This window comes from Cytobacillus sp. ABV4_503, from assembly GCF_056158445.1.
The window spans coordinates 3,328,484-3,343,392 of the sequence record NZ_JBSWTH010000001.1; the positions used below are offsets into that span (position 1 = coordinate 3,328,484).

Here is a 14,909-nt window from a genome sequence, read left to right on the forward strand (position 1 = left end):
TCCTGTACATTGCTCACTCATAGTCGGATCATTTACGGTAACCCGGTAGAAACTTGCGAGCCATATCCTCGCGATTATATGAGTGAATGTTATTAATTTATTAACATTATAACATCATTTACTAATACTTCAATCAAAACTTTAACTAAATACGAACTAAACAATAAATTACCAGAAAATTGTTCGCTAATCAGATAATTCACCCTCTTCAGTATGTTTATTTTAAATAATTTGCCTACTTTCTGAAGCTCAATTAAACCTTCACAGTTTTTTCACAATTTAAAGGAGTTTTTTGTGACATAAATCACTTAAATATCAATTTTTCACTATTATCATAGTGTTTAAGTTACGAATGAACAATTTGTGAACTCACTGAAAGCATCTAGAATCTTCCTAAATGTTTTGTATTATGAAGGTGTAATCATTTACTTTTTCCAAATATTCGAAAGGAGTGAAGGGCAATGGCGAAAACGGAACTCAGCCGAAAAACAAAAACTGAAATAGAGGATAGCTCTTCCTTAAAGGGAACGCTAGCTTCCGTTTTCTTATTAGGATTCTTCCTGATCATTACATGGGTGGGTGTTTATTCACTATTTATCAGCCGCTTTTAGAATTAGAAAGGGGAAAAAGCCATGCATATGCATAAATTTGAAAAGGCCTGGCTCACTTTTGGAATCGGATCGCTGCTTGTTTTTTTAACAGTCCTGGGAGTCAGCGCATTTTACCTGGGCAATCAGCCCCCAAGCTGTTTGGCAACAATCGACCCTGAAAAGGTCGATACTACCGCTCCATTTAATGAGCCAGGGCTGAAAAAGGTAGAAGGGAAAGATTGGGATTACGAATTGGTATACGTAGCATCTGCTTTTTCCTATAGCCCAGCTGAAGTAGAGGTTCCATATGGTGCCAAAGTGAAAATTATCGCAACAACCAAAGATGTCGTCCACGGTTTTGAAGTTGCGGGATCAAATATCAACATGATGCTTGAACCCGGCTATATCAGTGAACATGTTACAACATTTGATAAAACTGGCGAATACTTAATTGTATGTAATGAATATTGCGGTGTTGGTCACCACATGATGTCGTCTAAAATTAAGGTGGTGGAATAATGTTTAATCCTTCAGCAAAATTAAAAGTTGACCGCCGTGACGGAAAATTGGCAATGGCTCACTTTTTCGTTGCATTTACAGCTTTAGCAATAGGCGGCCTTGCTGGTTTATTGCAGACTTTGGTCCGCTCCGGTAAATTCGAGCTTCCTGCAGGCATCGGGTATTACCAAATTCTCACGGTTCACGGTGTTGTACTCGGACTTGTACTTACCACCTTTTTTATAATGGGTTTCCAGATAGCAGCGACAAGCAAAACATCAGGGACCCTTACAAATAAACAGCGAATTGCCGGCTGGATCGGTTTTTGGCTGATGACAGCAGGAACTGTTCTTGCAGCTGTCATGATCCTGCTGAATGAAGCTACTGTTCTTTATACTTTCTATGCTCCTCTTCAGGCACATGCATTGTATTATATCGGTTTAACACTTGTTATAGTGGGAAGCTGGATTGACGGGGCAGCCATCATTATGAAGTATGCAGAATGGCGAAGAAGAAATCCCGGACAGCCGAGTCCGTTATTAACCTTTATGTCATTGGTCAACACGATGATGTGGATTGTGGCAACAATCGGTGTAGCTTCTACCGTTCTTTTCCAGCTTCTTCCTTGGTCATTGGGGTTTGCAGAAACAGTAAATATCGGAGTCAGCCGTACTTTATTCTGGTATTTCGGACATCCGCTTGTTTATTTCTGGCTATTGCCTGCATACATGGCCTGGTATGTTGTTATTCCCAAGGTCATCGGCGGAAAAATATTCTCAGATTCATTGGCACGTTTGTCATTCATTTTATTCCTGCTTTTCTCAATCCCTGTCGGATTTCACCATCAATTAATGGAGCCGGGAATTGATCCAGCATGGAAATTCTTTCAGGTTATCCTGACATTCCTGGTTGTCATTCCATCTCTGATGACTGCATTTTCTCTATTTGCCACTTTTGAAAGCTTTGGCCGTTCCAAAGGGGCCAAAGGATTATTCGGCTGGGTAAAAAAACTGCCTTGGGGAGATGCGCGATTTACTGTTCCTTTCATCGGGATGGTTGCCTTTATTCCAGCGGGTGCAGGCGGTATCGTTAATGCGTCCCACCAGATGAACCAGGTTGTCCATAACACGATATGGGTAACCGGCCACTTTCACTTAACAGTGGCAACATCTGTAGTACTTACATTCTTTGGGGTTTCTTACTGGCTGATTCCTCATCTGACAGGAAGAACATTAACAAAAGCGATGAATAAATTAGGAATCATCCAGGCAGTTATCTGGGCAATCGGAATGACATTCATGTCTGGTGCCATGCATGCTGCCGGTCTTCTGGGAGCACCGCGCCGTTCATCATACTCTGAATATGGCGGAGCAGCACAGGCAGCAGAATGGATTCCATACCAGGTTGCACAGGCAATCGGCGGTTCTATCCTATTTATAGGCATCATCTTAATGCTTTATATCTTCATCAACCTTGCCTTTTTCGCACCAAAGGGAGAGCAGGAATTCCCTGTAGGAGAAGCTGCCGATGAAGCCGACAAAGCTCCAATGGTATTTGAAAATTGGAAGCTTTGGCTTGGAATTACGGTTGTTCTTATTCTATTTGCCTACACCATCCCATTTATAGATTTAATTCAAAATGCACCTCCCGGGGCTAAAGGATATAAGCTTTGGTAGAAAAAACACTCCGTTCCACTATGGACGGAGTGTTTTAGTGTTCAAGCTTGCTTGATTCAGCCACGATTCCTGCATTTTTCCTTTTTGCGGGCAAATTCACAATAATTACGGAACTGAGTATCAGCAATGCGCCTGCAATCTGGACTGCACCGAGACTTTCCCCGTAAAGTGTGACTCCTAGAAGCATGGCCACGACTGGTTCAACTGTAGCGATGACAGCTGCCCTGCTTCCATCCGTTTTTTCCAGACCCCATGTATATACAAAATAGGCAAGAACCGTAGGAACAAATCCCAAACCAATACTAAGAAACAAAACTTCAGTGTTCAAAAAAACTGAAGCTTTTGTCCATAGCTTTGTTACCGGGATAAGAAATACCGAAGCTATTAGGAATGTATAAAGCGTAACTGTAAAGGGATGATACTTTCTTAACGCAAATTTCCCGAAGATTGTATAAAGTGCATAGCCAAACCCGGCACCTAATCCTGTCAAAATTCCAAGAAGAGTAATATCACTGCTGCCCGCTGATAATCCGGCAACTAGAATGCAGCCCACAATGGTGCCTGCCACAGCTGCAACCTTTCTTAGGTTTATCCCTTCCTTTAAAAACAGGTAAGATAATATAGTCACAAAAGCCGGAGCGGTATAAAGCAGAACGACTGCCAATGAAATGCTGATCTGGTTCATTGCTGTGAAATAACAATAATTAAAAAAGACGATGCTAAGAATTCCGGTTCCAACAAAAAACCGGATGTCAGAGGCAGATTCCAGTTTAAAGCGATTCCGGAAACGCATAATTCCGCATAGAACGAGAAATATGGCCGCAAAAAAAACTCTCACAGCCACAATTTCCATAGCTGAGAATCCAAATTCCCCGAGCCCTTTTACAAATACAGCAATAATCCCCCATAGACTTGCTCCTAACGCAATCATTAAGAATGGAAGTATTTTCTTCATTATTTCTCTCCATGAAGTAAGAGGATGGCTGAGCCACCCTCTTACTCAAATTATTAATAGAAACCTATTTCAACTGATACACCTTACCATACTTATCATATAGATAGTTAATTAAATGCTGGGCATTCAGGCCTTCACCCGTTACGTCATTTAAGATTTCAAGCGGTTTTTTCATTTTACCGAACTGGTGCACATTTTGGGTAAACCACTCTTTGATTGGCAATAGATTGCCCTCTTCAAGTAATTCATCATAGTTTGGCAAATCCTTTAACATGCTGTTTTTAAGCTGTGCTGCATACATATAGCCTAAAGCATAGGAAGGGAAATAGCCGAAGCTTCCTCCTGCCCAGTGGACATCCTGCAGAATGCCTTCGCCGTCATTTTCAGGCTTTACTCCCAGATATTGTTCATATTTTGCATTCCAGATTGCAGGAAGGTCTTTAACTTCGATTTCATCATTGAACAAGCCCTTTTCAATTTCATAACGGATGATGATATGAAGCGGATATGTTAATTCGTCTGCTTCAATACGGATTAAAGACGGCTTTGATTCATTAATGGCACGATAAAATGCATCTATCGGCACGTCATCAAATTGACCGCTGGCATATTCTTTAAGAAGGTCATAATTCCTTTTCCAGAATGAAAAATGTCTTCCAACAAAGTTTTCATAAAATAATGACTGTGATTCATGAATTCCCATTGATGTTCCAGAGCATAGCGGAGTTCCCACCAGGTCAGAAGAAATATTCTGTTCATAAAGAGCATGCCCGCCTTCATGAATCGTGCCAAATACAGCTGTCCGGAAATCAGTTTCATCATATTTGGTAGTCACTCGGACATCACCGGGATTTAAACCTGTTGCAAAAGGATGAACAGTCTCATCAAGGCGTCCTGCCTTAAAGTTATAGCCCATTTGATCAAGAACTTTAAGGCTGAAATCCCGCTGTTTGTCCTTGGCAAAGTGTTCAAATAAAAAGCTGGTGTCCGGTTTATTCTGTGATTCGGAAATTTGCTGAACCAGAGGGACGATTTTTTCCCTCAGCTGTCCAAACACCTGATCAAGTGTTTCAACGGTAACACCAGGTTCATACATATCCAGCAGAGTATTATATTTGTTGCCTTCATATCCCCAATAAGAAATGAATCGTTTATTCATTTCAACAAGCTTTTCCAAATATGGCTGAAACATCTTAAAATCAGAGCCCGCCTTTGCATCTTCCCAAATGTTCTCAGCTTTGGATTGCAGGATGACATACTCCGTATATTCCTCTGCAGGAATTTTTTTATTCCGATCATAATCCCTTTTGCATTCTTCAAGAGTTTTCAATGTCCCTTCAGTAAGATTTTCCCGGCCGGAAAGTTTCGCTATGTATGCAGCCATTTCCTCAGATGTTGACATTTTGAATACTTCTGAAGAGAGCATTCCAATCACTTCGGAACGCTGTTCCAGCCCCTGCTTGGGTGCCCCTGTCCGCATATCCCAATACATCAGCCCGATGGCTTCATTATAGGCCGTCATTTTTTTGACATAATCAAGGAATTGCTGTTCTGTCTGTTTTAATGATTCTGCCACAATTTTACCCCCTATATATCTAATATATTAACATTTTATCATACTTTTCTGAAAAGGAAGTCACCATAATCTTTTCCCTTTGCTGTTTTTCTTTTTAACCTGCCGGCCAAAGAGTTATAATGGTGTAAAGTGAACTAACCTAAAGTGAAACTTCAATTAGCGGGGGCGCTTTTCCCCGCTGATTATTAGTTGAATTTATCGGGCCCTTACGGGCAGTTTGGCCCCCCACTTATTCTCTTTTGATTCCTCTGAGTCCTAAAGTGAAGGTCTTACTGCCCGTTGGACGCGAGAAAGTGAGATAGCATGAAATATTTGATTTACTTTATCGTAATTGCAGCATTTATAGATACCTTTTCCCAGCTCCCCATTATGAGCCCTTTTGCCAAATCCTTTGACTCTTCACCAGCCTTTGTGGGATTAATTGTTGGGATGTATTCCTTCTCGAATATGATAGGCAATATTTTGGCAGGCTATTGGATAGATAAAAGCGGAGCAAAGAAAGTTTTGGTCTCTGGCCTTTCCTTAACTGGCATTATTGTAGTACTGTATACATTTGCTGAGACACCTTTGCATTTAATTACAGTAAGATTTTTTCATGGGTTATTTGGCGGCTTTCTGGTACCTGCAGCTTTTACAGTCATTGCAGACCGCGGAAAATCAGACAAACAGGGTAAAAAAATGGCTGTATCGGGTGCAGCTGTTGGCTTTTCTGCCATAGTCGGGCCTGCTTTTGGCGCTGTGATTGCTTCCAATTACAGCATAAACTGGGTCTTTTTAATTATAGCGGCAACGATGATCAGCAGTGCAGTCCTGGCCTTTGTGTTTTTGCCGTCAGGGTATCAGAAAAAAGTAAAAGAAGAAAGCTCTCATTCTGAAAAAATGCTTCCATTATTAAAGAATCCTATGCTGGCAGCAAGTTATTTAGGAGCTTTTTCACTCATGTTTGCTCAAGGAACACTTGCCTACCTTCTTCCTCTTCAGGTAGAAGCCTTGCAATTTGATTCGATATACAGCGGGATTTTATTAAGCACTTTCGGAATCACCGCCATCCTTATTTTTCTGCTGCCTATTAATAATATTTTTGATGCCTATAAACACCACAATAGCATGCTTGCAGGAATGCTGATTATTGGGATGGCCCTCGTTCTGCTAAGTTCAGCTTCTTCCCTTGTATTCATGTTTTTATGCATGGTTCTTTACGGCACCGGGTTTGCACTTTTATTCCCTTCCATTAATGCCCTTATAGCCAGCCATACAACAGAAAAAACAAGAGGAAAGGCGTTTGGCCTCTTTTATGCCTTTTTTTCTTTGGGCGTTGTAGCCGGCTCCACCCTATTAGGTTTATTGGGAGTAACTTTCAATATAGGTTTTTTGATCGCCGCAGCACTTTTACTGTTAACGGTATGCCGCATGTTCATATACTTTAAAAAGCGGAGTTCCCAATTATTAAAGAGCCGGGAGTGACCGAAAATGAAAGAATTAGTTAGCAGCTGCTCTGTTTGCGGCAAAGATCTATACTGTCTTGATGGATTCTTCAACGGAGTCCATAATGAAAAAAATGAAACAATCTGTTTTGAATGTATTGAAGAACAGGCAGAATCCGCAGAGTAAGCATCTGCGGATTTTTTTTGTCCTAATGATTTTTTTTCATAGATTAGTAATGCCTTTTGTAATATGTTCTTCGAAATATGATATATGTCACTTAGTTGAAGAGCTGCCGATGTTAAACTTAAAGCAATTAATAACAATTCTCACTGGCAGTTGATTTCTGTTATTAGAACTAAATTAAACCATCTGCCAATTAAAGGAGAGATCAGAATGGAAAACAAAGTTATTGAACTTGATGTAAGAGAGGATATAAAAAATAAATTGGAGCCGTTCCAAAAAATCATGTCGGCGATAGCTGAACTTGATATCGATGATGTTTTTATACTTCATGCCCCGTTTAAGCCCATCCCTCTTTTTGGAGTATTAAAGGCTAAAGACTTCGAATATAAAGCTGAAGAAATTGAAAAGAAGCATTGGAAAGTGACCTTTACTAAGAGAGATGCTTCAAAATGAAACTGGATAACCGGGGGCTGGAGCCGCCGCAGCCGATGATGAGAACACTCGCGGCTCTTGAAGATTTGACAGAGGGAGAAACCTTATCAATTATAAATGACAGGCGGCCCATGTTTCTTTATGAACAACTGGACGAAATGGGCTGCAAATATGTAACTTCCGAACAGGAAGACGGAAGCTTTTTAATTGAAATCAAAAAATAAGCAGGTGATCTCGTTGCTGGCCAATACAAAAAATGAGACCAATATCAAACTTCCTTTTTCATTTATTCTTTTCAGCCTGCTCTGTTTAATAGGATCTATGGCGCTCATTCTTTTTCAAGGGGAATCCATAATTAACAGTCATTTTCGTATACCCGCCATTTGGTCAGCGGCTCATTTGTTTATATTGGGCTGGGGGCTGATGACTGCAATGGGAGCCATGTATCAGCTCGTACCGGTGGCCTTTCTTACACCTATATGGAATGAAAAGTTTGGCTTTTTCCAATTTACGGTTACTGCATTTGGAACCTTATATTTTGCCCATAGTTTATTTCATACTCCAGAGAGCGCGATGCTGCCTGGGCTGATTACTTTAAGTGGCATCTTAATGTTTTTACTGCAAATGTTCATGACTATAAGGCAGCAGGCGAAGCCTAATGTATTGACTCTTTTCGTGGGAACTGCACTGATTAGTCTGTTAACTGTTATTCTAATGGGAATCATCCTGGTCTACAGCATGAAAACAGGATTTATTTCTGATTATTATCAAGCAGTCTTTAAAAGCCATATACTGCTTGGAACAGCGGGCTGGTTTACACTCCTGATTTTTGGATTTTCCTATAAAATGGTTCCCATGTTTTCCTTGTCTCATGGCTATAGCATGAAGCCGGCCAAATATGTCTTTACGGTTTATGCAGCAGGTCTGGCTGCCGCAGTTATCTCTTTTTTCACAGAGAAAAGTTCACTTCTTACCATTGCATTAATGATCCTTGCAGGCGGATTTGCATTCTTCACCTGGCACATGCTGCAAATCCTGCAGAAAAGAGTAAAGAAAAAGCTTGATTATTCATTTCGATTTGCTCTTCTCGCTATACTTGCAGGACTGGCCATCCACCTGGGGGCTTTCATATGCTCGTTAACCGGCAGACTTGAAAGTACCGTCGGGTATCTGGCATTTGCATATCTCATGCTTTGGGTAGCATTGAGCATTTGGGGTTATCTATTTAAAATTGTGCCATTCCTATGGTGGACTTGGAAATACAGCAAAGAAATCGGCAAAAAGAGTGTACCTTCGCTAAAGGATATGATAAATGACAAGGCAGCCATTCCGGTTCTTTCCGCTTTCATTCTCGGTATACTCAGTGTGACAGTCTCCATAGCATATAAACACCTTGTCCTGTTCCTATCCGGTCAGGTTTTAACGGCTGGCGCCAGCATTGTTTTCTGTTATTTGATTATTACTGTTTTAAAAAAATAGGAGGATATGAACTTGAATCCAAAAGAATTAGTTCTCAGCAATCTAAAAAGAGTAATGGATCCTGAGTTAAATATAAACGTGGTTGATTTGGGACTTATTTATGATATTGATTTTCCCGATGATGGCAAGACAGTAATTACCATGACCCTTACAACACCCGGATGCCCGCTCCATGACAGTATTGTCAGCGGAGTAAAGTATTGCATCGAAGATCTGATGCAATTTTCTGCTGTCGAGGTTAATCTTGTCTGGGAGCCTGCCTGGACCCCTGCCCTTATGACACCTGAAGCTAATCAGCTTTTGAGAGGTTAACAATAAGGCAGCGCCCGCTTGGGGCACTGCCTTTGTTCAGCTTTTTATGGATGGCTCTGAAGGCAGAACCCTTATTATCGTTTCACGCACTTCCTGGTTTTCATTTTTATTCATCAGAATATGAACGGTGCCCTTGTCTTCATGTGTTCTAATTAATCGCCCAATTCCCTGTCTTAACCGCAGAATCATATATGGCAGATCAACCTCTCTGAAAGGATCAGATGAACCTTCCCTTTTGGCTGTAAAGACCGGATCATGAGGAGGAAATGGCAAGCCAAAAATAAGCACATTTTCCAGGGATCTTCCCGGTATATCTAGACCTTCCCACAAATGGACAGAGCAGAGGACTGAATGCTCATCATTTTGGAAATTTGACACGAGGGTACTTATTTCTGCATCCCCTTCAAAAAAGATCGGCATACTCAATTTTCCCGATGCAAAGGCTTTGAATTCTGCCAATTCAGAAGGGCTGTTAAATAATACTAAAGCCCTGCCTTCTGTCAGCTTAATTTGTTCCAGAATATATTCCATCTTCGCTAAACATGATTCCTCTGCAAATTCCGGCATGCGAATGACCATATTTTCTTCATAGTCGAACGGGGAATCTACAGTAAAAGATAAATAATCATCTACTCCAAGGCTCTTTGCCATATAATCAAAGGATTTATTTTCTGACAATGTTGCTGAAGAGAATACAAACGGCTTCTTTTGGGAAAATACTTCTTCCCGCATAATATCTTCCACCATTCTTGGCATGATGACCAGGGTTCTTTCACCATTATTTTCTTCAAACCAGGTAATTCCTTTTAAATCCTTTAGGAATAGTGAAAGTGAGTATGCGATTTGCTCAAGATATTCTTCGACAATTTTTAAGTCATATTCATTAATAACGTACATTTCGCTTTCAAACACCAGTTCTTCCTCAAGTGTATTGATTAAGCTCTGCAGTTTACTGCCTTCTCTCATTACATCGGCAGTTTTTTCAATCGTTTTCTTGTCAGAGCCTGCGTCACCTGAAGCGGACATGGAAAGTGTTAAAAAGAAATGCTCATTCTGGTAAATAGCATCCTCAATTATATTTAACGTTTTTTCACGTACATCATTAGCCATGAGCCTTGTCAAAATGGATTCCAGTATCTGCTCAGTAAAACGATAAGTCAGGGCCTTTTGGGAGGCATATTCCAACAAATGGCCTTCATCAAAAACCACACAGGAGCTCTCTGGAAGCAAGGGCAGCTGCCCTTCACGTTTTCTTGATTCCTTGGTCCAGATATGTTCCATATAAAAATCATGCGAACAAATAATCAAGTCTTTTGCGCTCCGGTAATATTCCCGATGGAGAGTTTGACCGCAGCGGTGGCGCTTCTCACAAGTAAAACAATCCTGGATTGAATCCCACGCAACTTTCGTCCAATGCTCATCCGGCAAATCAGGATAATCTTTCCGGTCACCATATCTCTCAAACTTTTGCATGGAAGAGCCTGTTTGAACAAAATCAGGAAGATCATCAAAAATACGGTTATAATGATCATGAACATCATTCGCTACGAGCTTGTCCAGCTTATTTAAACATAGGTACTGATCACGTGATTTTGCCAGCCTGACATCAATATTCAACCCCAGTGCTTTTTCCAGCTTGGCAATATCTCCTTCCTTTTTCACCAGCTGCTCGATTAAAGTCTCATCCGCACAGGCGATAATAGCAGGTTTGTTTATGTACCTTGCATAACTGATTGCATATAAAAGATAAACAATCGTTTTCCCGGTCCCAACACCGGCCTCAGCAAATATAACACTCTTGTCTTTAAATGCCTTCTCCAGCTGAAAGGCCATAAATATTTGCTCATCCCGAATTTCAAATCCTGCTTCAGGCAATATATCGTAAAAAACATCTCCGATCCACTCACTAAGCTTTTCGTAAAAAGATTCGCTCTTGGATACGGCAAAAGGCATTCGGTTAGACATGCTACCCCTCCGTAATTAAAAAGTTAAAGCGCCTTTTTATCCAGACGCTTTGATTTCAGTTCTATCATTATTTCATATTTAGATTGTTAATAATCAAATGAACATCATATAATTTTATCTCAAATACTGCAAGTGTCAAGATTTATAAAAAATCGTATATTGATCTTTCACATAAAAAAACAGGGGTGCTATTTAAGGCAGCCCTGCTCAATATTGACGATCAGTTGACACGTGACATAGAAAATGACAATGCCTGCTGCAGTTCGTCCTGTGCATTTCTTAGACTCTCCAGTGCTTCTGCTGATGGATCACCATCTCCCTGTATTGCTTCAAGTGTTCCATTCAGCGCCTGGGAAATTTTATAAAAATCGATGCTGGAATGCTTCATTGCCACCCCTCCTTAGAAAAGCGCAAGCGCCTTGCCCGCCCCCGACAATCCCTCGAGGGGTAGGCGCTGGAGCTAGACAGCTCTCGAAATAGAATATAGATTCTTATGGTATGAAAAAAAGAATCAGATAGAGATATTCTATACAGTTTCAGAAGGAATTATGCTTTTGTTTTTTAATACTATTTATTTCTTGGCGGTCTTTTTCCCCAGTACTGGTAATAGTCAGTGCGAATAAAACCATTGAAGAGCTTGCGTTTCTTAGTTGCCTTTTTTCCAAAGTGAGTTTCAAATTCTTCGTCTGAGGTCAGGATATAAATGGACCATGTGTCAAGAGAGGCAAATGCACTCCCCATTTCAGTATACATTCGCTGTACCGCAGACTTCTCACCAAGTCTTTCCCCATATGGAGGATTTCCGACAATGACACCATATTCCTTAGCAGTCGTAAAATCGCGCACTTGCATTTGTTTGAAGTTTATTAAATCTCCCAATCCAGCTTCAAATGCATTTTCTTCAGCTATTTTCACCATCCTGTGATCAATGTCAGCACCTGCAATATCGAGAGGCTGATCATAATTCGCCAGGTCTTCAGCTTCATTCCTTGCATCTTCCCAGACTTTTTCAGGTATCCATGACCATCCTTCCGATATGAATTCACGATTAAAACCTGGTGCAATATTCTGGCCGATTAACGCTGCTTCTATCGGGATAGTGCCAGATCCGCAGAAAGGATCTGCAAATGGCTTATCCGGGTTCCAATTAGTCAGCATAACCAATGCAGCAGCAAGTGTTTCCTTCAGTGGCGCTTCCCCCTGCCCTGCACGATATCCCCGTTTATGCAGGCCGCTTCCGCTGGCATCGATGGTCAAAAGCGCTACATCTTTATGAAGAGCAACTTCTATTTTAAATAACGGCCCATTTTCTTCGAGCCAGCCTGACTTGTGATACTTCGTTCTCATTCGTTCCACTATTGCTTTCTTGACTATAGCCTGACAGTCAGAAACGGAAAAAAGCTTGGACTTCACAGATTTTCCTGATACAGGAAATTCGGCATTTTCAGGCATATACTTTTCCCAGGGCAGCGATTTTGTTTTCTCAAAAAGCTCATCAAAACTTGTTGCTTTAAATTCTCCAACTTTTATGCGAATCCTGTCTGCTGTTCTCAGCCATAAATTCGACCGGACAATTGCAGCTTCATCGCCTTTAAATGTTATTCTGCCATTTTCAACTTCACATTCATATCCGAGATCGCGCACCTCTTTGGCAGCGAGTGCCTCAAGCCCCATAGCCGTTGTGGCGATTAAATCATATTTAGACATATTTTCACCTTACCTAAATTCTTATTTCTATATATGTATACCCAAACTGAACTTGGTTATTAATACATAAAGTATATCTGTTTACATACATAGCCGCAACGTATGCCTGTTTGGCCCCATTATTTTAGCCAGCATGGCAGAAAAGTAAAAAGCTCTCCCAAAAAGGAGAGCTTGAATTTATAACACTCATACTGTCTCACTAATAACGTTCTGTAAGCCATGTTTTGTACCGTAGTACTGCAAGCGACATATGTCTCGTACTCAGGTGGCAATCATCTATCTACAGGCATCTGCCTGTCCTTCCCGTTGTTCATTTCCTCAGGGAAAGTGCCCCTACCATCATTTGGGTTTCTCGCTCGCGGGGTTTACCTCGTTCCACCCTTTTCATTTCTGAAAAGGCTACGTCACTGTGGCACTTTCAAGGTATTCATGCCATATCCCGAAGGACTTAGGCATTTTCCCTGCCGTCAGCCAGAGCTAGCTCCGACTGCCCTAGCTTATGAATTCGCTAGGCACGAACACTACAGGCATCTCAGCCTGTGCGAGCATGGACTTTCCTCTACAATATAAAGTATATTGCAGCGATTACCCGAACGCTATTAATGATCACAATGAATATTATATGTAATCTGTGATGGAATAGCAATGGTTTTAAACAGGAAAAACTGACAATTCCTGTCAATCGTACAATTTACTGCCAAAAACGTGTTTTTCCAGATTTGATAATCTTTTTAGAATATCAAAATTGGTTGTACCTGCAGTTTGTGCTGCCGGTCTGCGTGAAGCTTCATCAACCTGTTTTTTCAATCTCATATTTTCCTGCTGAAGATCTTCAATTTCCTGATGGAAGGCTTCATAATCTTTAATGACCAAATCTAAGAACTTATCAACATCTTCAGGCTTATAGCCTCTCATGGCTGTCTTAAACTCTTTTTCCAAAATATCTTTTGCAGTTAATTTAATTTTATCGGATAGCATGACACTCACCTCAGTATATCGCCAATCATAATTAATACTATTTTTCCAGAGATATGTACATTTGTCAATTTATCTGAGCATTATTCAAATATGTCTCTCTGAGAGAATTGTTCTTCTTCTACAATCAATTGTAAATCATAAAAGGTGATTAGTCTAATGTCATATTCATTTTCTTCCTGATATTTTTTTGCGGTTTCATACAAATATTTAGGGCTGCCCTCTTTTTCCAAATCATAAAATAGAAGCAGCACATCACTTTTGCTGACAAAAAAGTGATTTTTTAATCTGAATTGCTGAGGGTTTTCATAAGGTTTTTTTGTTACTGAATCAATAAAATCAGCCTGAAGCAGTATAGATTCATACAATTCTTTGTTCGCATCCTTCCAGGACGCTTCCTGCTCCAAGAAAGGAGTAATGACTGCAAGCTTCAGGTCTTCGTAACCTTCCAGCTTAAGATCAGATACAACTTCAGCTGCCCAAAGCTCGGCACCCAGCTGCCCGCTGATGATAACCCACTCGAGCCCATCATCCATCAGCGAAAGCAGGCTTTTTCTTATGGCGCTTTTTATATAGCCGACTGCCGGGTCATCATTTTTAAATATCCCTACTTCAAAAGGCTTGTACCCCGAAATAACTGCTACTTTTGCCAATTGCAAAAACTCCTTAAAGAAATCTGCCTGGGACTTATTTTAGTACCATTGATATTTATATAAATAAAACAAGGGCATAAAGCCCTTGTTTATTATCTGCCGGAAAAACTCGGCCCTTGTTTTGGACCCATACCGGTTGATGCTCCTGCTACGCCAGTACCTGGTCCGCCATACCCAGGACCCATTCCCATGCCTGGGCCCATTCCCATACCTGGACCCATTGCTGGGCTATATGCACCTGCCACGCCAGGTCTTGGTCCCATATTAACATTCGATTGTGTCACCTGGTTCACGTTAGACTGCGATTGCGGGAAAGAATGCTGATTCTCATAGTTAATGTGGTTTACATGAGTATGATGTGTAGGATGTATGTGTGGAACCACAATGTTCTGGAACGAATGAGTTACACAGCATTTTGTCGGATGAACAACAGCAGGCATCACCTGCGAAGGTCTTGGTCTGCAATACATGTAAAGATCCCCT

17 protein-coding genes, 1 other RNA gene and 1 riboswitch are annotated in these 14,909 nt (G+C 40.8%); of the genes, 9 read left to right on the plus strand and 9 right to left on the minus strand.

Translation table 11 applies throughout. From position 1 onward, the window contains the following. Positions 1-102, minus strand: a riboswitch (purine riboswitch). Positions 103-461: 359 nt separating this feature from the next. Genes ACXAD1_RS16685 through ACXAD1_RS16695 form a run of 3 tightly spaced genes read left to right on the plus strand, consistent with a single transcriptional unit; the run spans position 462 to position 2,764 of the window. Next, positions 462-611, plus strand: a complete 150-nt coding sequence (locus ACXAD1_RS16685; RefSeq protein WP_113884615.1) for a cytochrome c oxidase subunit 2A — start codon at positions 462-464, stop codon at positions 609-611. 21 nt (positions 612-632) lie between these two features. Continuing rightward, a complete protein-coding gene (locus tag ACXAD1_RS16690) occupies positions 633-1,109 on the plus strand; it encodes a cytochrome c oxidase subunit II (RefSeq protein ID WP_113884614.1) in 477 nt (158 codons plus the stop codon). Continuing rightward, positions 1,109-2,764 (plus strand): b(o/a)3-type cytochrome-c oxidase subunit 1, encoded by a 1,656-nt coding sequence (locus ACXAD1_RS16695; protein ID WP_474910616.1) that lies wholly within the window; start codon positions 1,109-1,111, stop codon positions 2,762-2,764. The genes ACXAD1_RS16690 and ACXAD1_RS16695 overlap by 1 nt, the downstream gene beginning before the upstream one ends. 34 nt (positions 2,765-2,798) lie before the next feature. On the opposite strand, the gene ACXAD1_RS16700 is transcribed toward ACXAD1_RS16695, so the two are convergent. Both ACXAD1_RS16700 and ACXAD1_RS16705 read right to left on the minus strand, forming a co-directional pair. Beyond that, positions 2,799-3,719, minus strand: coding sequence for a DMT family transporter (locus ACXAD1_RS16700; protein ID WP_474910617.1), 921 nt, complete (start codon positions 3,717-3,719; stop codon positions 2,799-2,801). 64 nt (positions 3,720-3,783) lie between these two features. Further along, positions 3,784-5,295, minus strand: coding sequence for a carboxypeptidase M32 (locus ACXAD1_RS16705; RefSeq protein ID WP_474910618.1), 1,512 nt, complete (start codon positions 5,293-5,295; stop codon positions 3,784-3,786). Positions 5,296-5,598: 303 nt separating this feature from the next. Between ACXAD1_RS16705 and ACXAD1_RS16710 the strand changes: the two genes are divergently transcribed. From ACXAD1_RS16710 to ACXAD1_RS16735, 6 genes are all read left to right on the plus strand, one after another. Further along, positions 5,599-6,759, plus strand: a complete 1,161-nt coding sequence (locus ACXAD1_RS16710; RefSeq protein ID WP_474910619.1) for an MFS transporter — start codon at positions 5,599-5,601, stop codon at positions 6,757-6,759. A gap of 6 nt (positions 6,760-6,765) precedes the next feature. Then, complete coding sequence (locus ACXAD1_RS16715) at positions 6,766-6,906, plus strand: hypothetical protein (protein ID WP_206838091.1); 141 nt, start codon at positions 6,766-6,768, stop codon at positions 6,904-6,906. Positions 6,907-7,113: 207 nt separating this feature from the next. Then, positions 7,114-7,356, plus strand: coding sequence for a DUF2249 domain-containing protein (locus ACXAD1_RS16720; protein ID WP_474910620.1), 243 nt, complete (start codon positions 7,114-7,116; stop codon positions 7,354-7,356). After that, entirely contained in the window at positions 7,353-7,559 is a 207-nt protein-coding gene (locus ACXAD1_RS16725) for a DUF2249 domain-containing protein (RefSeq protein ID WP_206838097.1), read from the plus strand. The genes ACXAD1_RS16720 and ACXAD1_RS16725 overlap by 4 nt, the downstream gene beginning before the upstream one ends. 4 nt (positions 7,560-7,563) lie before the next feature. Continuing rightward, positions 7,564-8,814: a hypothetical protein gene (locus ACXAD1_RS16730; protein ID WP_474911325.1), complete on the plus strand. Its 1,251-nt coding sequence runs from the start codon at positions 7,564-7,566 to the stop codon at positions 8,812-8,814. Positions 8,815-8,826: 12 nt separating this feature from the next. Further along, complete coding sequence (locus ACXAD1_RS16735) at positions 8,827-9,126, plus strand: metal-sulfur cluster assembly factor (RefSeq protein ID WP_474910621.1); 300 nt, start codon at positions 8,827-8,829, stop codon at positions 9,124-9,126. A gap of 36 nt (positions 9,127-9,162) precedes the next feature. Here ACXAD1_RS16735 and ACXAD1_RS16740 read toward each other — a convergent pair whose 3' ends face one another. From ACXAD1_RS16740 to ACXAD1_RS16770, 7 genes are all read right to left on the minus strand, one after another. Continuing rightward, complete coding sequence (locus ACXAD1_RS16740; protein WP_474910622.1) at positions 9,163-11,091, minus strand: ATP-dependent DNA helicase; 1,929 nt, start codon at positions 11,089-11,091, stop codon at positions 9,163-9,165. A 220-nt stretch (positions 11,092-11,311) separates the two neighbouring features. Continuing rightward, positions 11,312-11,479 (minus strand): hypothetical protein, encoded by a 168-nt coding sequence (locus tag ACXAD1_RS16745; RefSeq protein ID WP_206838105.1) that lies wholly within the window; start codon positions 11,477-11,479, stop codon positions 11,312-11,314. Between the two features lie 179 nt (positions 11,480-11,658). Next, positions 11,659-12,798, minus strand: coding sequence for a THUMP domain-containing class I SAM-dependent RNA methyltransferase (locus tag ACXAD1_RS16750; RefSeq protein ID WP_474910623.1), 1,140 nt, complete (start codon positions 12,796-12,798; stop codon positions 11,659-11,661). A 208-nt stretch (positions 12,799-13,006) separates the two neighbouring features. Continuing rightward, an RNA gene (gene rnpB, locus ACXAD1_RS16755) (RNase P RNA component class B) lies at positions 13,007-13,395 on the minus strand. Between the two features lie 81 nt (positions 13,396-13,476). Beyond that, complete coding sequence (gene gpsB, locus ACXAD1_RS16760) at positions 13,477-13,776, minus strand: cell division regulator GpsB (RefSeq protein WP_113884602.1); 300 nt, start codon at positions 13,774-13,776, stop codon at positions 13,477-13,479. Positions 13,777-13,856: 80 nt separating this feature from the next. Beyond that, positions 13,857-14,426: an SLOG family protein gene (locus ACXAD1_RS16765; protein ID WP_474910624.1), complete on the minus strand. Its 570-nt coding sequence runs from the start codon at positions 14,424-14,426 to the stop codon at positions 13,857-13,859. A gap of 92 nt (positions 14,427-14,518) precedes the next feature. Beyond that, positions 14,519-14,896 carry a CotD family spore coat protein gene (locus ACXAD1_RS16770; protein WP_474910625.1) on the minus strand — a complete coding sequence of 126 codons (378 nt, stop codon included), beginning with the start codon at positions 14,894-14,896 and terminating at the stop codon, positions 14,519-14,521. Positions 14,897-14,909 lie beyond the last annotated feature (13 nt).